A 20458-nucleotide genomic window follows, 5' to 3' on the forward strand; every position below is an offset into this window, starting at 1 on the left:
GAGGAGTCAGGACTCGATGATCTCGCCGGTGGTCACATTCACTGCGGGCAGTTTTTCGCTGCTGGCCAATGCCTCGACGATGGCGGACGCGGTGCGCTCGCCGATACCGGGCACCTGGGCCAAGTCCTCGACGCTGGCCGCGCGCAGCTTCTTCAGCGATCCGAAGTACTTCAGCAGCGCCTTGCGGCGCACCTCGCCCAGCCCGGGGACCTCGTCCAGCAGGGACTCGACCATGGCCGCGCTGCGTCGGCCGCGATGGTGAGTGATGGCGAACCGGTGCGCTTCGTCGCGGACCCGCTGCAGCAGGTAGAGACCCTCGCTGGCCCGGGGCAGGATCAGCGGGTACTCCTGATCGGGCAGCCAGACCTCCTCCATCCGCTTGGCCAGGCCGCACAGCGCGATGTCGGTGAGGCCGAGTTCGGCCAGCGCCCGTTGCGCTGCCGCCACCTGTGGCGCACCGCCGTCCACCACGACCAGCGCCGGGGCGTAGGCGAACTTCTTCGGCTCGCCCGTGGTCGGGTCGATCAGCAGCGGCCCGTCCGTGGCGGACGCCTCCGCGCGCTCGGCCAGCAACCGGCTGAACCGGCGGGTGAGCACCTCATGCATGGCGCCCACGTCGTTGCTGCCTTCGACGGTCCGGATCACGAAGCGGCGGTACTCGCTCTTGCGGGCCAGGCCGTCCTCGAAGACCACCATCGAGGCCACTACCTGGGTGCCCTGGATATGTGAGATGTCATAGCACTCGATCCGCAGCGGGGCGGTGGGCAGTTGCAGTGCCTCCTGCAGCTCTTCGAGCGCGCGGCTCCGGGTGGAGAGGTCACCAGCCCGACGCAGCTTGTGCATGGCCAGCGAGTCGGCCGCATTGCGGGTTGCGGTCTCCAGGAGGGCCGCCTTGTCGCCGCGCTGCGGCACATGCAAGCGGACCCGTCCGCCGCGCTGCTCGGCCAGCAGCTCCTCCAGGGTCTCCGCAGTCGCGGGCAAGGCCGGCAACAGCACCTCCGGCGGCGGCTCGTCACCCTCGGCGTAGAGCTGGAGCAGGAACTGCTCGAGCAGCTCGCCGGTGTCGGCGTCGTCGTTGCGCTCGGCCACCCAGCCGCGCTCGCTGCGGATCCGTCCATCGCGCACCCGGAAGACCTGGACGGCCACCTCCAGCGGATCCTCGACCAATGCCACCAGATCGGCATCGGTGCCGTCGCCGAGGACCACGGCGTTCCGGTCGGTAGCCTGCCGGAGCGCTGCCAGCTGATCGCGCAGTACGGCAGCCCGCTCGTACTCCTGATTGGTGGCCGCCATCCGCATCTCGGCCTCGATCCGCCGGAACAGCACATTGGTGCGCCCGGCCAGGAAGTCGCAGACCCCCTCGACGAGCTCGCGATGCGCGCTCTCCGAGATGCGATCGACGCAGGGCGCCGCGCACTTGCCGATGTAGCCCATCAGGCACGGACGCCCTGACGACCGAGCGCTGTTGAAGACGCCGTTGGTGCACGAGCGCATCGGGAAGGCGCGCAGCAGCGAGTCGATGGTGTCCCGGATCGCCCATGCCTGGGCGTAGGGGCCGAAGTAGCGGTTGCCCTTGCGCTTGGCGCCCCGACCGACGAAGACCCGCGGGAACTGCTCGGCCCAGGTGATCGCCACCCACGGATAGGACTTGTCGTCGCGGTACTTGATGTTGAACCGCGGGTCGTACTGCTTGATCCAGGTGTACTCCAGCTGCAGGGCTTCCAGCTCGTTGCGGACCAGCGTCCACTCGACCTTGGAAGCGGTGCGCACCATGGTCTGGGTGCGGAAGTGCAGAGCGGCCGGATCGGCGAAGTAGGAGTTCAACCGCTGGCGCAGGTTGATCGCCTTGCCGACGTAGATCACCACGCCGTCGGGGTCACTGAACCGATAGACGCCGGGATCGGTCGGAATGGTGCCCGGCTTGGGGCGGTAGCTTGCGGGATCAGCCATAGGACATCACGAAAGAGCGTAGGCCATGGCACCGACAGTCGGCCGATGTGAAGGTGGGGACGTGCCCAGGCCGTTTGGTCACGTCCCCACCGCTCGAGGGGCGGGCCTACTCCAGCCCGTTGGCGCGAGTCACTCGCGCATACCAGGACGCCGAGTCCTTCGGAATGCGCTCCTGAGTCGCGTAGTCGACGTAGTAGAGGCCGAAGCGGTGGCCGTAGCCCCAGGCCCATTCGAAGTTGTCCATGAACGACCACGGGAAGAAGCCGACCAGGTTCACTCCCCTGGCGATGGCGTCCGCCGCGGCCCGGACGTGGCCGTCGTAGAAGTCGATCCGCTCCTGGTCGTGGATCCGACGTTCCGGATCGACGTAGTCGTGCAGGGCGATCCCGGTCTCGGTGATCATCAGCGGAAGGTCGGTGTACTCGCTGACTCGATCGAGAACCTCACCCAAGCCTTCGGGATGGACGCCGATTCCGCTGATGGTCGGGTTCGGATCGGGCAACCGCCGCCAGCCGCGCGGATTGGCCGGATCGGCCTCCACCAGGTGCCGCTCGTAGTAGTTGACCCCGAGGAAGTCCATAGGCGCAGCGATCACGTCCAGGTCACCGGGTTGGACGAAGCCGAAGTCGGTGATGCCGCGGTAGAACTCCTCGGCATCGGCCGGGTAGCCCCTGCCGAGCACCGGATCGAGGAACATCCGGTTCTCATAGAGATCCAGCCGGCGGTAGGCGGCCAGGTCCTCCGGAGCCGACGATGCCGGGTGCGGCGACGTCAGGTTCAAGGTCACGCCGACCTTCCCGGGCACCCCGGTCGCCCGGATGGCACTGGTGGCAAGCCCGTGGCCGAGCAGCAGGTGGTGCAGGACCTGGACGGCGGTGGCCTCATCGACGATGCCCGGCGCGTGGCGTCCCTCGACATAGCCGACGAAGGCGCTGCAGTACGGCTCGTTGAGCGTGATCCACGACTCCACCCGGTCGCCGAGTCGGGTGGCGACTCTCGCCGAGTAGTCGGCGAACTTCTCAGCAGTGGCCCGATCGGCCCACCCGCCGGTCTCCTGCAACGCCTGCGGGAGATCCCAGTGGTAGAGGGTGACCATCGGGGTGATGCCACGCTCGAGCAGGCTGTCCACGAGGCGTTCGTAGAAGTCGAGCCCGGCCGGGTTCACCCGTCCGGTGCCCTCGGGGAAGATCCGCGACCAGGCCACCGAGAACCGGTAGGCGCCGACGCCGAGCTCTTCGAGCAGGTCCAAGTCGCTGGGCCAGCGGTGGTAGTGATCGCAGGCGATGTCGCCGTTGTCGCCGCGGCCCACGGCTCCCGGATGCCGACAGAACTCGTCCCAGATACTCGGGCCGCGCCCGTCCTCGGTGACCGCGCCCTCGATCTGATAGGCGGCGGTGGCAGCTCCCCAGACGAAGCCCTGGGGGAAACGAATGCTCATTGGTCTATCTCCTGATTTCACTCTGCGGCACCGCGGGCCAGCCGGCGGCGGCGCCCGACGGCGTCCACGGCCACCGCGGTGACCAGGATCACGCCGGTGGCGATGTTCTTGATGGCGGCGGGTTGCCCGAGCAGATCCAGTCCGTTCTGGACGCTGCCGACCACCAGGGCACCCAGAAGCGCCTGGTAGATCCGTCCGCGTCCGCCGAAGAGGCTGGTTCCACCGATCACGGCGGCAGCGATGGCATTGAGCTGGAGCGTCCCGCCGCCCAGCGAGTTGGAGGCGGAGAACTGGCGCGACGCCTCGATGATGCCGGCCAGAGCCGCGATCATCGAGATCACCACGAACACCGTGATGGTCCGCCTCCGCACCTGAATCCCGGCCCGTCGAGCCGCCTCCCGGTTGCCACCGATCGCATAGATGTGCCGCCCGAAGGCAGTGGTCTCCATGACCACCGAGCAGCCCACCAGCAACGTCAGCACCAGGACGAACACCCACGGGATGCCGAAGTAGGAGTTCAGCACCGCACAGACCGCCAGTACGGCCACGCCGGCCAGGCCGGCACCGAGCAGGTCGGCGGACAGGGCCGGGACCGCCAGGCCGAACCGCTCGCGACGGCGACGACGGACAAGTCGAGCGGCGAAGATCGCGGCTACTCCGAGCAGGGCGATCAGCCAGCCGAGCAGGGTCGGGACGTAGGTGGAGGCGATCCCCCGGATCACCACGTCGCGGATCGGGATCTGACCCTGATCGCCCACCAGCTGAAGCTGGACGCCTTGCCAGACCAGCAGTCCGGCCAGCGTGACGATGAAGGACGGGATGCCGAAGGCCGTGATGATCGAGCCGTGGATGAAGCCGATTAGGCCACCGGCGGCCAGTGCGGCCCCGATCGCCACCCACCAGGGCAGGCCCTGGCTGATCAGCAGCGCCAGCAGGCCGGCGCTGACCCCGGCGATGGCTCCGACCGACAGGTCGATCTCGCCGAGCACCAGGACGACCACCATGCCGATCGCCAAGGTGCCCAGCACCGCGATCTGGAGCAGCAGGTTCGACAGGTTCCGCGGGGAAAGGAAGTTCGGATTGAGGAGCTGGAACAGCACCCACACCAGGGCCAGGCCGACCAGAACCAGCCGGGTGCCGGCGCTCTTGCCGAGCAGCAGGGACTTGGTCATCGCCCCTCCCCTACGGTGTCGGCGCCGGTGATGGCGGCCACCACGGCTTCCGGGCTGGACTCGCTCGGAACGAACTCGCCGGCATTGCGACCCAGCCGCAGCACCACGATCCGGTCGGCAAGAGCGAAGACGTCGGCCAGGTTGTGGGACACCACGACGATGGCCAGTCCCTTGTCGCGCAACGATCTGATCAGGTCATAGACCATGGCCGTCTGAGTGACTCCGAGAGCGGCGGTCGGCTCGTCCAGGAGGACTACCCGGCTGCCCCACAGGGCCGCCCGGCTGACCGCCACGGCCTGCCGCTGGCCACCGGACAGCGCCGAGACCAGGACGTCGAAGCCAGGCAGTCGCGCACCCAGTTCGCTGATCACCTGCGCCGAGCGGGCCTCCATGGCCTCGCCGTCGAGCAGCGCCGAGCGGTTCCGGCGCAGTTCTCGTCCCAGGTAGAGGTTGGCGGACACGTCCAGGTTGTCGCACAGGGCGAGGTCTTGGTAGACGGTCTCGATGCCGTGCTCGGTGGCGTCGCGTGGCGAGGTCAGCTGGATCGGCTGCCCGTCGAGGAGGAGCTCACCGGCATCAATCCGGTGGACGCCGGCGATGGCCTTGATCAAGGTGGACTTGCCGGCGCCGTTGTCGCCGACCAGAGCGGTGACTTCGCCGGCCTTGGCGGTGACATTCACCCCGGACAAGGCACTCACCTGCCCATAGCGCTTCTCGATCCCGCGCAGCTGGAGGGTCGGGGCCGCCGCGATGGACGGCCCCGACTCGAATACTCGTGCGCTCACTGCTTCGGGCACTTCTCGGCCGCAGCACCGACGCAAATCGTCTTCCAGGTGGTGAAGCCGTCAGCGATCACCGTGTCGGCGATGTTCTTCGCCGTCACCACCACCGGATCCAGCAGCATGGCCGGGATGTCCCCGGTGCCGTTGTTGACCTTCTGGGTGGCCAGGGACGTCACGGTTGCCTGGTCTCCCTTGGCCAGGGCCACGGCGATCTTGGCGGCAGCCTCGGCCTCGGCCTTGATCGGCTTGTAGACCGTCATGGCCTGGTCGCCGGCGACGATGCTGGTCAGACCGGCGTCGGTGGCGTCCTGGCCGGTGACCAGAACCTTGCCGTTCAGCCCGCGTGCGGTGAGTGCGACGATCGCCGCGTTACCCAGGCCGTCATTGGGGGTCAGAATGGCCTGCACGTCGTCCTTCAGCTTGGTCAAAGCCTGCTCGACCGAACGCTGGCCGGCCGCCGGGTCGAAGCCCGGGGTGTCGGACTCATAGGCCAGCTTCAGATCGCCGGAGGCGAAGGCCGGGTCGAGCACCTTGTGCGCGCCCTTCTTGAAGGCCAGGCCCGGGGCCGAGGTGATGTCGCCGTTGATCATGGCCACCTTCGAACCCTTGGGCAGGTTGTCCAGCAGGTACTGACCCTGCAGCTCGCCGACCTTCTCGTTCTGGAACGAGATGTAGGCGTCCGGAACCGCACCCTCGATCTGGCCGTCGTAGGCGACCACACTCGCGCCGGCCGCCTTGGCCTTGGCCACCATGGCCGCCCCGGACTCTGCCGTGAACGGGCTGGTCACCAGGACCTTCGCACCATTGGTGAGCGCAGCCTCGGCCTGCTGGAGCTGGACGGCTGCGTCGCCCTGCGCATTGTTGGCGATGACCTCGATGGACGGGTCGAGCGCCTTGACGGCCTCGATGAAGAACGGCTTGTCCTTCGACTCGAAGCGGTCGGCGCAGGTGGAACACGGCATCAGGAAGGCGATCTTGATCGCCTGCGCCGGAGCCGAGCTCGAACTGGCGGGAGCGGAGCCGGACGAGGCCGGGGTGGACGGTGCGGAACAGGCCGACATCGACAAGGCGGCCAAGGCCATACCCGCCACGAGAGGAATGAGACGCTTCATTACGTTTCCTTCTTTCGGAGCTAGCTAGAGGTGAGCGGATGTGACAACCCGAACTCGATGTAGCGCTCGATCGGCAGGATCGCCGCGCCGAGCGCGGGACCCCGACTTCCCAGAAGCGATCGCTCCACCACGGCCTGACGCCCGGGTTGAGGGAGGGAATGCCGGAGCGTCGCTTCCCGCACGTCCCCAAGGAACCGCAGTGCGATCATCTGGCCGAGCCAGCCGCCCAGGATGATCTTCTGCGGGTTATAGAGGTTCACCAGGCCGGACAGCGCCAGACCCAGGTGATCAATCAGTTCTGTGACAACGGTGACGGCGGCCTCATCACCGGCATCGAAAGCGGCCAGCAAGGAGGCGACACCCTCCGGCTCCCGGCCCTTCCATACCTCCGCCTGGCCCGGCCAGGCGTGGAGCACCCCGGATGCGCCGAGCACTGTCTCGACGCAACCCCGGGATCCGCAGCGGCACGGCCGCCCGGAAAGATCGATCTTTGTGTGGCCCCACTCGCCGGCCGAGGAGGTGGCACCGCGGTAGAGCCGTCCATTGGTGATCACGCCGGCACCGACGCCGTCGCCGATCAGCACCAGGATGGCGTGCTCAACTCCGCGGGCTTCGCCACACCAGGCCTCGGCCAAGGTCGTGGTCTTTGCGCCGTTGTCGACGAAGACCGGCAGCCCGAGTTCGGCCGACAGCCCGGACAGGGACACGTCCCGCCAGCCGATCAGCTCGGCATGGATCAGCGAGTCCCCCTCGGGGACGGCTGGCTCCTCCACCATGCCGGGCACCCCGATGCCCAGCCCCAGGACCCGGTTGCCGGTCTCGGACAAGGTTCCGATCAGCTCACGCACCTGGTTGGCGATCACCGTGGTCGCGGTGGCCAGATCCAGCTGGCGCTCCGGGAAGGTGTAGGACCGGGAGTCGAGCTGCTGCAGGGTGAAGTCGAACAAGGCGGTGGTCAACTCATGCTCGGAGATATCGCAGCCGAGCACATAGGCCGACTCCGGACGCGGTTCGAGAAGGGTGCGCGGGCGCCCACCGGCCGAACTCCGGAAGCCGGTCTCGGCGATGGTTCCTTCGGCGAGCAGCTCCCCCACCACGCTGGTCACCGTGGCCGGCGACAGCCCGGTCATCGCACCGAGATCGATGCGTGAGGTCGGGTGGTTCAGCCGAAGGTGGCGCAGCACGAGGGCCCGATTGGCTCGTCGGACATCCTGGGTGGAGATCTTGTTGGGCACCGTTGCTCCTAACTTCGAGTCTTATTTTAGGAGCCGAAAGAAAGGTCTGGCAAGAGCCACAACACCTGTTATCGGACTGTGACCAGGGTTCTCCCCTGCCCCACTCAGGCCGGCAGAGCCTCCTGAGAAGCCGACTGGCTGGCCGCCAGGACCTCCTTGAGGAAGGCACCGGTGTACGAGTCCGGGTTCTCGGCCACCTCCTCCGGGGTTCCCTCCGCCAGCACCAGGCCGCCGCGGCTGCCGCCTTCGGGACCGAGGTCGATGAGCCAGTCGGCGGCCTTGATCACGTCCAGGTTGTGCTCGATCACCACCACGGTGTTGCCCTTGTCGACCAGCGACTGCAGCACTTCGAGCAGCTTGCGGATGTCCTCGAAGTGCAGGCCTGTGGTCGGCTCGTCCAGCACGTAGAAGGTGCGTCCGGTCGACCGGCGCTGCAGTTCGGCGGCCAGCTTGACTCGTTGCGCCTCACCGCCGGACAGCGTGGTGGCCGGCTGGCCGAGCCGGACGTAACCCAGGCCGACGTCGACCAGGGTGCGCAGATGCCGGGCGATCGACTGGATCGGCGCGAAGAACTCCACGGCCTCCTCGATCGGCATGTTCAGCACCTCGGAGATGGTCTTGCCCTTGTAGTGGACCTCGAGGGTCTCCCGGTTGTAGCGGGCGCCGTGACAGACCTCGCAGGGCACGTAGACGTCCGGCAGGAAGTTCATCTCGATCTTGATGGTGCCGTCGCCCGAGCAGTTCTCGCAGCGTCCGCCCTTCACATTGAAGGAGAACCGGCCTGGCTGGTAGCCGCGGACCTTGGCCTCCGGGGTCTCGGCGAAAAGTTTGCGGATGTTGTCGAAGACCCCGGTGTAGGTGGCCGGGTTGGACCGCGGCGTCCGGCCGATCGGCGACTGATCGACGTGGATGCTCTTGTCGATGTGCTCGACCCCGGTGATCGTCCGGTGCCGTCCGGGGACCGCACGCGCGTTGTAGAGCTTCTTGGCCAGCGACGTGTACAGGATGCTGTTCACCAGGGACGACTTGCCGGAGCCGGACACCCCGGTGACGGCGACCAGCTTCCCGAGCGGGAAGTCGACGGTCACGTTGCGCAGGTTGTGCTCGGTGGCGCCATGGACGGTGATGGCGTTGCCGTTGCCCGGGCGCCTGGTCTTCGGCATCGGGATCCGACGCCGTCCGGCCAGGTAGGCACCGGTCAGCGAGGTCGGGTGGGCCAGCAACTCCTCCACCGAACCGGAGACGACCACCTCACCGCCGTGCTCACCGGCCCCGGGGCCGACGTCGACCACCCAGTCCGCGGCCTTGATGGTGTCCTCGTCATGCTCGACCACAATCAACGTGTTGCCCAGCGACTTCAGCCGCAGCAGCGTCTCAATCAGCCGATGGTTGTCCCGTTGGTGCAGCCCGATCGACGGCTCGTCCAGGACGTACAGGACGCCGACCAGCCCGGAGCCGATCTGGGTGGCCAGCCGGATCCGCTGGGCCTCGCCTCCGGACAGGCTGCCGGCCGGACGCGCCAGGCTGAGGTAATCCAGGCCCACGTCGAGCAGGAAGCGCAGCCGCTCGTTGATCTCCTTGACCACCCGCTCGGCGATCTTCGCCTCACGCTCGGTGAGCTCGAGGCTGCGCATGAACACGGCCACCTCGGCGATGCTCAGGTTCGAGATCTCGGCAATGTTCCGCCCGCCGATAGTGACGGCAAGCGAGGACGGCTTGAGCCTGGCCCCATTACACGACTGACACGGCACTTCGCGCATGTACCCGGCGAACCGCTCGCGCGCGTTGTCCGACTCGGCCTCGGCGTGCCGACGCCGAATGTAGGGCAGCGCCCCTTCGAACTTGGCCCGATAGCTGTGGTCGCGGCCGTGTCGCGTCCGGCTGTGCACCGTGACGTGGCCGGGCACACCGAGCAACATGATCTGCTGAACCCGGGACGGCAGGTGCTCCCAGGGGGTGTCCAGGCTGAACCCCTCCTGCTCGGCCAGCGCTGCGAAGATGTTCTGGAAGAAGCCGGCCACATACGGGGTGCTCCACACGGCGACCGCATTCTCGGCCAGGCTCTTGGTGGGATCGGGCACCACCAGCTCCGGATCGACCTCCATCCGAGTGCCGATGCCCGAGCACTCCGGGCAGGCGCCCCACGGCCCGTTGAAGGAGAACTGGCGCGGTTCCAGCTCCTCGATCGAGATGTCGTGCTCGTTGGGGCAGGCCAGATGCTCGGAGTAGCGGCGCTCCCGCTGCGGATCGTCCTCGGGGCGATCGACGAAGTCGACGGTGACCACGCCGCCGGCCAGGCCGAGGGCGGTCTCCACCGAGTCGGTGAGCCGCTGCTTGATCCCGGGCTTGGCCGCGAGTCGATCGACGATCACGTCGATGCTGTGCTTCTTCTGCTTGTCCAGGGTCGGTGGCGAGACCAGTTGGTGCAGCTCTCCGTCCACCCGGACCCGAGCCAGGCCCTGGCTGGCCAGCTGCCGGAACAGGTCGACGTACTCGCCCTTGCGTCCGCGGACGACCGGAGCCAGCACCTGGAACCGGGTCCCCTCGGGCAGGGTCAGCAGCCGATCGACGATCTGCTGCGGCGACTGCTTGGAGATCGGCTCGCCACATTCGGGGCAGTGCGCCCGTCCGGCGCGGGCGAACAGCAGTCGCAGATAGTCGTGAATCTCGGTGATGGTCCCCACGGTCGACCGTGGATTGCGGCTGGTCGACTTCTGGTCGATCGAGACCGCCGGCGACAAGCCTTCGATGAAGTCGACGTCAGGCTTGTCCATCTGACCGAGGAACTGCCGGGCGTAGGCGGACAGGCTCTCCACATAGCGCCGCTGACCTTCGGCGAAGATGGTGTCGAAGGCCAGACTCGACTTCCCCGAGCCGGACAGTCCGGTGAAGACGATCAGGGAATCCCTGGGTAGTTCGAGGTTGATGTTGCGCAGATTGTGCTCGCGCGCTCCACGCACGATCAGCCGATCATTCACGCCGAGCATGTTAAGCCGAGCCTCTGACAGTTACCACCGGGGATGAGCAGGCTGGCCGCCGGCCGCCAACGGCCATAGGGTGAACTGCCATGAGCAGCTGTACCGATCAACCGCCCGCGGAAGTGCATCGCTGGCTCGCCGACGCCACCCAGCGGCTGCTCGGACACACCATTGGGATCAGCGAAACCGAGTGGCACCAGCCGACCGCACTGCCGGGCTGGACGCGCGCCCATCTGGCCACCCATCTGGCCCGCAATGCGGACTATCTGACCAATGCGCTCAGCGCAGTGGAGTCGGGTGAGCCTCAGCCGGGGCGTCCCACAGCCGCCGACGAGCGGCGGGTGCTCGAGGAGGGTGCGGACCGCTCGGGCTTGGAGCTGCAGATAGACCTGGACACCAGCGCCGGGGCGCTGCAGCGAGCCATCGACGCGGTTGCCGACTGGAGCACCGGCACGATCGCCCTGCACGGCCAGATCTGCCCATTGGATCGGTTGCCGCTGGCTCGGCTGAACGAGCTGGAGATGCATCACTACGACCTGGATCCGCACCGCGACCTCACCGCCGTGGACAGCGAGGAGGCCGGCTGGCTGCTGCGCTGGGTGATCGAGCGCCGGCAGCAGCACCCCCTGCCGTCGGTTCGACTTGTCGGAGAAGGCGTGGAGTGGGAACTCGGCACCGGTGAACCGCGTCTCGAGGTCCGCGGCACCGACATCGAGCTGTGGCTCTGGCTGTCCGGACGGGGCCGCACCGACCACGTCGAAGGCACTGACGACCTCGTGCTGCCCCTGCTCAGCTGAGCTACTCGGCCTGCTGCCGAGCGTCCCGGCCGGACTTGATCAGGCTGGCCACGGTGGTGACCGCCAGCGTCGCGATGATCACCGTGAGCGAGGCCCAGATCGGGATCTCGGCGCTGAAGCCCCAGCGCTCGTCCAGGTGGTACTCGTGCAGGGCGTGCAGCACCAGCTTCACCCCGATGAACGCCAGCACCACCGACAGGCCCACCGACAGGTAGACCAGCCGCTGCAGGAGGCCGCCGATCAGGAAGTAGAGCTGCCGCAGGCCCATCAGGGCGAACACATTGGCCGTGAAGACCAGGTAGGCCTCCTGGGTGAGCCCGTAGATGGCCGGAATCGAGTCGAGAGCGAACAGCAGATCGGTGCTGCCGAGGGCGACCACCACGAAGAGCATCGGAGTGATCAGCCGCTTGCCGGCCTCGCGGACGGTCAGCTTGGTGCCCCGGAAGCCGTCGGTGGAGGGGAACGCCCGGCGCACCCAACGCATCATGGCGTTCTCGGTGACCTCGTCGTCTTCGTCGTGTTGCCGATAGTCGAGGTAGAGCTTGATGGCGGTGTAGATCAGGAAGGCGCCGAACACGAAGAACACCCAGCTGAACCGCTCAATGGCCGCGGCGCCGAGGGCGATGAAGATGCCACGGAAGATCAGTGCCAGCACGATGCCGACCATCAGGGCGTACTGCTGGAGTTCACGCGGCACCCGCAGGTTGGCCATGATCAGCACGAAGATGAACAGGTTGTCCACGCTGAGGCTGTACTCGGTCAGCCAGCCGGCGAAGAACTCCCCGGCGAACCGCGGCCCACTGAAGTACCAGACCCCCAGGCCGAAGGCCACGGCGAGCGCAGAGAACACGCCGATGGCGATCCCCGCTTCCTTCATCGATGGCTCGTGCGGACGGCGCCCGATCACCACCACGTCGGCGATCAACACCGCCGCCATCACCACGATCGTGATCAGCCACGCCTCGGGGCTCACATGCATTCCGGCGTCTCCCAGCTAGTGCAAGCCGGACGGCCCGCACTGCACCCAACTATCCCGTGTCCCGCGGGATCTGGGCAAAAGCGCCTCAGCGGGTCGCCTCCAGCATCTGGCGCAGGGTCTTCTTCAGGTCGGCGATCTCATCGCGCAGCCGCGCGGCCAACTCGAACTGCAGTTCCGCGGCGGCGGCGTGCATCTGCTCGGTGAGTTCGGAGACCAGGCCGGCCAGCTCGGTGGACGGCATCGAGCCCAGATCCCGCTCGCGCTGGCCCGAGGCCGGCACCGGCGCGGTGCCGCGGCGTCCACCGGCCTTGGCGACCAGGACCTCGGTGTCGACGTCCTCCCTTGCCAGCAGGTCGGTGAGATCGGCGATCTTCTTGCGCAGCGGCTGCGGGTCGAGACCCCGCTCCGTGTTGTAGGCCACCTGCTTGGCCCGGCGCCGGTTGGTCTCGTCGATGGCGGCCGCCATTGAGGGGGTGATCTTGTCGGCGTACATGTGCACCTGGCCGTCGACATTTCGAGCGGCTCGACCGATTGTCTGGATGAGCGACCGTGCCGAACGCAGGAAGCCTTCCTTGTCGGCATCGAGGATCGCCACCAGGCTCACTTCGGGCAGGTCGAGACCTTCCCGAAGCAGGTTGATCCCGACCAGCACGTCGTAGTCTCCCAGCCGCAGCTCGCGGAGCAGCTCGATCCGACGCAGAGTGTCCACCTCGGAGTGCAGGTAGCGGGTCCGCACCCCGTTCTCCATCAGGTAGTCGGTGAGATCCTCAGCCATCTTCTTGGTCAGCGTGGTGACCAGCACTCGCTGATCGAGCTCCGTGCGCAGCCGGATCTCACCCATCAGGTCGTCGATCTGGCCCTTGGTGGGCTTGAGGATGATCTCCGGGTCGACCAGGCCGGTGGGCCGGATCAGCTGCTCGACGATCCCATCCGCCTTGGCCATCTCGTAGGGACCGGGCGTGGCCGAGAGGTAGACCGTCTGCCCGATCCGCTCGACGAACTCCTCCCAGCGCAGCGGACGGTTGTCCATGGCCGACGGCAGCCGGAAACCGTGCTCGACCAGGGTCCGCTTGCGGGACATGTCGCCTTCATACATGCCGCCGATCTGCGGCACCGTGACGTGCGACTCGTCGATGACCAGGACGAAATCCTCGCCAAAGTAGTCCAACAGGCAGTTCGGGGCGCTGCCCGGCTCACGGCCGTCGATATGCCGGGAGTAGTTCTCAATGCCCGAGCAGGTGCCGATCTGACGCATCATCTCGATGTCGTAGCTGGTTCGCATCCGCAGCCGCTGCGCCTCCAGCAACTGGCCGTTCCCCTCGAGCTCGGCCAGCCGATCGGCCAGCTCGGCTTCGATCCCGCCGATCGCCCGTTCCATCCGCTCCGGACCGGCCACATAGTGCGAGGCCGGGAAGATGTAGATCTCGGAGTCATTGCTGAGCACCTCGCCGGTCAGCGGATGCATGGTGGACAGCGCCTCGATCTCGTCGCCGAAGAACTCCACCCGGACCGCGTGCTCCTCGTACATCGGGAACACCTCGACGGTGTCACCGCGGACCCGGAAGGTGCCCCGAGTGCCGGCCAGGTCGTTACGGGCGTACTGAATGTCGACCAGCCGGCGCAGCAGTGCGTCCCGACCGATCTCCTCACCCACTCGCAGCTGGATCATCCGGTCGACGTACTCCTGGGGCGTGCCCAGGCCGTAGATGGCCGAGACCGTGGCGACCACGATCACGTCGCGCCTGGTCAACAGCGAACTGGTGGCCGAATGCCGGAGCCGCTCGACCTCCTCGTTCAGCGAGGAGTCCTTTTCGATGTAGGTGTCGGTCTGCGGGACGTACGCCTCGGGCTGGTAGTAGTCGTAGTAAGAGACGAAGTACTCCACCGCGTTCTGCGGGAAGAACTGGCGCAGCTCGTTGGCGAACTGGGCGGCCAGAGTCTTGTTGGGCTGCATGACCAGCATCGGACGCTGGATCCGTTCGGCCAGCCAGGCCACGGTCGCGGTCTTGCCGGTGCCGGTGGCGCCCAGCAACACCACATTCTGCTCACCGGCGTTGATCCGGCGCTCGAGTTCGTCGATCGCAGCCGGCTGGTCGCCGGCCGGATCGAAGTCCGACTCCACCCGGAACGGGGCCACTCGTCGCTTCACATCGGTCACTGGTCGCACAGACTGAGCATAGGACGCCCCACCGACAGTTCCTCGTGGAGGCGAATCAGCCCCGCTCGGCCAGCCGGGGCAGCACCTGCGCGGCCCAGAACCGGTCCACGGCGTCCCGCAACTCGGCCGGGTGGCCGGTGTTGTCGATCACCGCGTCAGCTGCGGCCAAGCGCTGCGTGCGGTCGGCCTGGGCGGCCAACCGGGCCTCGGCTTCGGCCTCGCTCAGCCCGTCACGCGCCATCAGCCGTTGCACCTGCAGCTGCGCGGGGACGTCCACCACCACCACCAGATCGAAGGTGTCCGCCTGGCCAGTCTCGACCAGCAAGGGGATCATCTGGACCACCACCGACCCGTCCGGCGCGGACGCCAGCAGCTCCGCAGCCCGGGCGCGAACCGCCGGGTGAATGATCTGCTCCAGGTCGCGCCGCGCATCCGGGTCGGCGAACACCACCCGCCCCAGGGCGGGCCGGTCGAGCGAGCCGTCCGCGGCCAGAACGCCGGCACCGAAGCGAGCCGCCACCGCGGCCAGCCCCGGGGTTCCCGGGGCCACCACCTCGCGGGCCAGCAGGTCGGCGTCGATCAACAGTGCGCCGTGCTCGACAAGGCGCTGCGCCACCGTCGACTTCCCCGAGGCGATTCCGCCGGTGAGCCCCAGATGCAGCACCCGCCGCCCGCTCATCGCCACGCTCCCGCCAACCGCATGGCGCCCAGCATGCCAGGAAAGCAGAAGGTCCGGCGCCCCATCGGGGCACCGGACCTTCTGTCTGGCTATGACTCAGCGACCGCCGGTCAGCTTCTCGCGCAGGGCCTGCAGGGCCTCGTCCGAAGCCAGCGAGCCCTCAACGGTCTCGTCAGCAGCACCAGCGGAGTACGCCGCGGTGTTGGCCTCGGCGATCGTGGCCTGCACATCGGCAGCCTCGGCCTCCTCGACCTGCTTCTTGTGAGCTTCCCAACGAGCCTGAGCCTCGGCGTACTGCTGCTCCCACGCCCGCTGCTGTGCCTCGTAGCCGGGCTTCCACTCCTGGGTCTCCGGATCGAAGCCCTCGGGGTAGATGTAGTTGCCCTGCTCGTCGTAGGAGGCGGACATGCCGTACAGCGCCGGATCGAAATCGTCGGCTGCGATGTCCACACCCTCGTTGGCCTGCTTGAGGCTGAGGCTGATCCGACGACGCTCCAGGTCGATGTCGATGATCTTGACCATGACGTCGTCGTTCACAGTGACGACCTGCTCGGGGATCTCGACGTGACGCTCGGCCAGCTCGGACACGTGGACCAGGCCCTCGATGCCCTCCTCGACCCGAACGAACGCACCGAACGGCACCAGCTTGGTGACCTTGCCGGGGACGATCTGGCCGATCTGGTGTGTCCGGGCGAAGGTCTGCCACGGATCTTCCTGGGTCGCCTTCAGCGACAGCGAGACGCGCTCGCGGTCCATGTCGACGTCCAGCACCTCGACGGTGACCTCGTCGCCGACCTCGACAACCTCGGACGGGTGGTCGATGTGCTTCCAGGACAGCTCGGAGACGTGCACCAGGCCGTCCACGCCGCCCAGATCGACGAAGGCGCCGAAGTTGACGATCGAGGAGACGACACCCTTGCGGATCTGGCCCTTGGTGAGCTGGTTGAGGAAGGTGTGACGCACCTCGGACTGGGTCTGCTCGAGCCACGCACGGCGGGACAGGACCACGTTGTTGCGGTTCTTGTCCAGCTCGATGATCTTGGCCTCGAGCTCCATGCCGACGTACGGCTGCAGGTCGCGCACCCGGCGCATCTCCACCAGCGAAGCGGGCAGGAAGCCACGCAGGCCGATGTCGATGATCAGGCCGCCCTTGACCACCTCGATGACGCGGCCGGTGACCACACCGTCCTCTTCCTTGACCTTCTCGATCGTGCCCCAGGCGCGCTCGTACTGAGCCCGCTTCTTGGACAGGATGAGCCGGCCTTCCTTGTCCTCCTTGGTCTGAACCAGGGCCTCGATCACATCGCCCACGGAGACCACGTCGAACGGGTCCACATCGTGCTTGATGGAGAGTTCCTTGGAGGGGATGACGCCTTCGGTCTTGTAGCCGATGTCGAGGAGAACCTCGTCCCGGTCGACCTTGACGACGGTCCCGGTGACGATGTCACCGTCATTGAAGTACTTGATGGTCGCGTCGACCGCTGCGAGGAATGCCTCGGGCGAACCGAGGTCGTCAACTGCGACGATGGCTGCCTCGTGAGTTGAGGTCATGTAGTAGGGCTCCGATGGTTTGTGATACAGGTTGTGGACGCACCGAACCACCTGCCCCGCACGGGTTTGGCCACAGGGGCCTGGATTCCGCACAAAAGCGTGCCTGACCCGTATGAGGTCATGCCAGTCGCAGTGCAGCCGATAGCCTAGCTATCAAGCCGAGGGGGGGTCAATCCGGCCTGCGTGTACTAGCGTCTTTGACTAGGCTGGCAGTAAGCACCTAGGAGGACCAGGAAACCATGAGCGGCACCGCCGAGATCCACGACGCAACCTTGACCCCGTCGAAGCTTGAGCTTCTGGCCGGCTGGCTGCCGCAGCAGTCCTGGTTCACGGGCCCTGCCGACGACCTGGAGCGAGTCGCGTCCTACCGCTTCGTCGACCCGGACGGCGAGGTCGGCATCGAGACCATCCTGGTCCGCTCCGCCGGAGTCACCTACCAGGTTCCGCTCACCTACCGCGGCGAGCCGCTGGCCGACGCCGAGGACTCGCTGATCGGCACCATGGAGCACTCCGCGCTGGGCACCCGCTACACCTACGACGCCGTGGGCGACCCGGTCTACGTGGTCGAGTTGCTCCGGGTGATCCACGAGGGCGACAACGAGGCTGAGCTGTCCCGCGGCGAGAAGTCGATGACCGTGCTGGGCTCGGGGATCGTCCCGGTCTCCAATGCCGCCACCGAGTCGGTCCGGGTGGTGCGAGTGCTGGACGGCGCGCACGTCCCCGGCAACCGGACGCCGCTGGGCACGCTGACCGGTAGCTGGACCGACGGTGACGCCACCGTGGAGCAGGTTCTGGCCGTGCTGCGCTGAGCGCAGGCCCCATTCCGTCGAGAGCTCGCCGCTCCCCTCTACGTGCTCGCTGCCATGCGGGCCGCGAGGGTGGCGGCGGGCTCTCGTGCGTTGGAGCGCCGTCCGCGCGGACGAGCGCTGCGCTCAGTGTGCGGCGTCGTGCCAGGAACCGCCGGTGCCGACCGACACCGCCAGCGGGACCGTCATCTCGACGGCGTGCCCCATCTTGTCCCGGACCAGTTCGGTGAGCTCTTCGAGTTCGCCGTCGGCGACCTCGAAGACCAGTTCGTCGTGCACCTGGAGCAGCATCCGGCTGCGCAGTGACCGGCGGGCCAGAGCGGTCTCGACATCGAGCATGGCCACCTTGATGATGTCGGCGGCCGAGCCCTGGATCGGCGCATTCAGCGCGGCCCGCTCGGCCATCTCGCGGCGCTGCCGGTTGGACGAGTTCAGGTCGGGCAGGTAGCGGCGCCGGCCCAGCACGGTCTGGGTGTAGCCGGTCTTGCGCGCCTCGGCCACGATCCCAGCCAGGTAGTCGCGGACGTGACCGAACCGCTCGAAGTACTCCTCCATCAGCCCGCGAGCCTCGGACACCTCGATCTTCAGCTGCTGGCTCAGCCCGAACGCACTCAGCCCATAGGCCAAGCCGTAGTTCATGGCTTTGATCTTGGCCCGCTGGGCACCGCTGACCTGATCCGGGGCCACCGAGAAGACCCGGGAGGCCATGATCGTGTGGAAGTCCTGGCCGGAGGAGAAGGCCTCGATCAGCCCGGCGTCCTCGGAGGCGTCGGCCATGATCCGCATCTCGATCTGCGAGTAGTCCGCGGTGAGCAGAGTCTGATAGCCGTCCCCGACCACGAAAGCCTCCCGGATCCGCCGGCCATCCTCGGTGCGGATCGGGATGTTCTGCAGGTTCGGGTCGGTGGACGACAACCGTCCGGTGGCCGCGATGGTCTGGACGTAGGTGGTGTGGATCCGTCCGTCGTCGGCCACCGACTTCAGCAACCCCTCGACGGTCTGGCGAAGCCGGATCTGGTCGCGGTGTCGCAGCAGATGGGCCAGGAACGGGTGTTCGGTGGTCGCGTAGAGGTACTCCAGCGACTCGGCATCGGTGGTGTAGCCGGTCTGGGTGCGCCGGGTCTTCGGCATCCCCAGTTCGTCGAACAGCGCCACCTGAAGCTGCTTGGGCGAGCCGAGATTGATCGGATGCCCGAGCGCCTCGAAGGCCGCACTCTCGGCCTGGCTCACGGCGGTGTCGAAGTCGGTACGCAGCCGCTCCAGCCGATCCAGGTCGACGGCGACGCCGACCCGCTCCATCACGGCCAGGGTCCTGGTCAGCGGCAACTCGACGTCCTGCAACAAGGTGGTGCCGCCCTGGTCGGCCAGCTGCGCCTCCAGCTCCTGAGCCAGGTCGATCACCGAACGGGCCCGCACCATGGCATCGGTGGAGGTGCTGTCGTCGAAGTCGAAGGCGGCCTGGGAGTCGTCGGCCGCCGCGTTGCCGGAGAGCTCCCGGTGCAGGTAGCGCGCCGCCAGATCGGCCAGGTCGTAGACCCGCTGATCCGGACGCAGCAGATAGGCGGCCAGCTGGGTGTCGCTGACCAGCCCGGCCAGCTCCCAGCCACGCGACCACAACGCCAGTAACGGCCCCTTGGCGTAGTGGACAGCCTTGGGCAGGCTCGGGTCGGACAGCCAGGCGGCCAGCGCGGCGTCGTCGTCCGGGGAGAGCTCGGTGACCTCGATGAAGGCGGCGTTGCCGTCGGCGGCGGCCAGCGCGATCCCGGTCAGGTCGCCGGCCCCGGCTCGCCACTGACCGGCGAAGTCGAGCCCGACCACCCCGGAGCGGGCGTGCGCGTCCAGCCAGGCCCGGACGCTGCCCGGCGCCAGGGTCTCGCCACTCACCTCGAAGCCGCCGGCGGTCTCGGCCTCGCTGTTGGGCAGGTTCTCCAGCAGCCGGTCCCGCAGCACCCTGAACTCCAGGCCGTCGAACAGCGAGTGGACGGCCTCGCGGTCCCAGTCGCGGCGAGCCAACTCGTCCACGCCGACGCCGAGCTCGAGGTTGCCGACCAGGGCGTTCAGTTCGCGGTTGCGGGTGACGTCGGACAGGTGCTCGCGCAGCGACTCCCCGGCCTTGCCCGGCACCGAGTCGACCTGGCGCAACAGGTTCTCCAAGCCGTCGTAGGCGGTCAGCCATTTGGCTGCGGTCTTCGGACCCACCCCGGGCACCCCGGGCAGGTTGTCGCTGGTCTCCCCCACCAGCGCGGCCAGCTCCGGGTAGCGGGCCGGCGGCACCAGGTACTTCTCGACGACCGCGTCCGGGGTGAGCCGGGCCAGGTCGGAGACGCCCTTGCGCGGGTAGAGCACGGTCACCGAGTCGTTCACCAGCTGCAGGGTGTCCCGATCGCCGGTGCAGATCAGCACCCGCAGTCCGGACGCCGGCGCCTGGGTGGCCAGGGTGGCAATGATGTCGTCGGCCTCGAAGCCGGGCTTCTCGATGTGGACGATCCGCAGCGCGTCCAGCACTTCCTTGATCAGGTCGACCTGGCCGGCGAACTCGGCCGGCGACGCCGCGCGATTGGCCTTGTAGTCGACGTAGCGCTCGCTGCGGAAGGTCTTCCGGGAGACGTCGAAGGCGACCGCCACGTGGGTGGGCTGCTCGTCGCGCAGCACGTTGAGCAGCATTGAGGTGAAGCCATAGACGGCATTGGTCGGCTGCCCGGTGGTGGTCGCGAAGTTCTCCACCGGAAGGGCGAAGAAGGCCCGATAGGCCACCGAATGCCCATCGATCAGCAGCAGGGTCGGTTGGCTAGCTCCAGCTGGGGTCGTCACAAACCGGAAC

General features: G+C 67.5%; 13 protein-coding genes and 1 pseudogene. 2 read left to right on the forward strand and 12 right to left on the reverse strand.

What is annotated here, in order from left to right; all coding sequences use genetic code 11:
- Positions 1-6: 6 nt before the first annotated feature.
- The 7 genes and pseudogenes from uvrC to uvrA all read right to left on the reverse strand — a co-directional run.
- Positions 7-1950: an excinuclease ABC subunit UvrC gene (uvrC, locus tag ATK74_RS07360; protein ID WP_098460428.1), complete on the reverse strand. Its 1944-nt coding sequence runs from the start codon at positions 1948-1950 to the stop codon at positions 7-9.
- A gap of 106 nt (positions 1951-2056) precedes the next feature.
- Entirely contained in the window at positions 2057-3388 is a 1332-nt protein-coding gene (locus ATK74_RS07365; RefSeq protein WP_098460429.1) for a GH1 family beta-glucosidase, read from the reverse strand.
- Between the two features lie 17 nt (positions 3389-3405).
- Positions 3406-4560 (reverse strand): sugar ABC transporter permease, encoded by a 1155-nt coding sequence (locus tag ATK74_RS07370; protein WP_098460430.1) that lies wholly within the window; start codon positions 4558-4560, stop codon positions 3406-3408.
- Entirely contained in the window at positions 4557-5345 is a 789-nt protein-coding gene (locus ATK74_RS07375) for an ATP-binding cassette domain-containing protein (protein WP_245840838.1), read from the reverse strand. The genes ATK74_RS07370 and ATK74_RS07375 overlap by 4 nt, the downstream gene beginning before the upstream one ends.
- Positions 5342-6454: a sugar ABC transporter substrate-binding protein gene (locus ATK74_RS07380; protein WP_098460431.1), complete on the reverse strand. Its 1113-nt coding sequence runs from the start codon at positions 6452-6454 to the stop codon at positions 5342-5344. The genes ATK74_RS07375 and ATK74_RS07380 overlap by 4 nt, the downstream gene beginning before the upstream one ends.
- A 20-nt stretch (positions 6455-6474) precedes the next feature.
- On the reverse strand, positions 6475-7689 hold the full coding sequence (locus ATK74_RS07385; RefSeq protein ID WP_098460432.1) for an ROK family transcriptional regulator: 1215 nt from the start codon (positions 7687-7689) through the stop codon (positions 6475-6477).
- A 134-nt stretch (positions 7690-7823) separates the two neighbouring features.
- Positions 7824-10676: pseudogene (uvrA, locus tag ATK74_RS07390) on the reverse strand (excinuclease ABC subunit UvrA); the annotation flags it as partial.
- Positions 10677-10756: 80 nt separating this feature from the next.
- Here uvrA and ATK74_RS07395 point away from each other — a divergent pair.
- Entirely contained in the window at positions 10757-11464 is a 708-nt protein-coding gene (locus tag ATK74_RS07395; RefSeq protein WP_098460434.1) for a maleylpyruvate isomerase family mycothiol-dependent enzyme, read from the forward strand.
- Between the two features lies 1 nt (position 11465).
- On the opposite strand, the gene ATK74_RS07400 is transcribed toward ATK74_RS07395, so the two are convergent.
- From ATK74_RS07400 to rpsA, 4 genes are all read right to left on the reverse strand, one after another.
- Positions 11466-12443 carry a TerC family protein gene (locus tag ATK74_RS07400; protein WP_098460435.1) on the reverse strand — a complete coding sequence of 326 codons (978 nt, stop codon included), beginning with the start codon at positions 12441-12443 and terminating at the stop codon, positions 11466-11468.
- 85 nt (positions 12444-12528) lie between these two features.
- A complete protein-coding gene (uvrB, locus tag ATK74_RS07405; protein ID WP_098460436.1) occupies positions 12529-14610 on the reverse strand; it encodes an excinuclease ABC subunit UvrB in 2082 nt (693 codons plus the stop codon).
- A gap of 46 nt (positions 14611-14656) precedes the next feature.
- A complete protein-coding gene (gene coaE / locus ATK74_RS07410; protein ID WP_098460437.1) occupies positions 14657-15280 on the reverse strand; it encodes a dephospho-CoA kinase in 624 nt (207 codons plus the stop codon).
- Positions 15281-15376: 96 nt separating this feature from the next.
- A complete protein-coding gene (gene rpsA / locus ATK74_RS07415) occupies positions 15377-16831 on the reverse strand; it encodes a 30S ribosomal protein S1 (RefSeq protein WP_098460438.1) in 1455 nt (484 codons plus the stop codon).
- Between the two features lie 239 nt (positions 16832-17070).
- Between rpsA and ATK74_RS07420 the strand changes: the two genes are divergently transcribed.
- Entirely contained in the window at positions 17071-17640 is a 570-nt protein-coding gene (locus ATK74_RS07420) for a CG0192-related protein (RefSeq protein WP_098460439.1), read from the forward strand.
- Between the two features lie 123 nt (positions 17641-17763).
- Here the strand turns inward: ATK74_RS07420 and polA are convergent, their stop codons facing one another.
- Positions 17764-20448 carry a DNA polymerase I gene (gene polA / locus ATK74_RS07425; RefSeq protein WP_098460440.1) on the reverse strand — a complete coding sequence of 895 codons (2685 nt, stop codon included), beginning with the start codon at positions 20446-20448 and terminating at the stop codon, positions 17764-17766.
- Between the last annotated feature and the right edge of the window lie 10 nt (positions 20449-20458).

The sequence above is a fragment of the Propionicimonas paludicola genome, from assembly GCF_002563675.1.
GTDB lineage: Bacteria > Actinomycetota > Actinomycetes > Propionibacteriales > Propionibacteriaceae > Propionicimonas > Propionicimonas paludicola.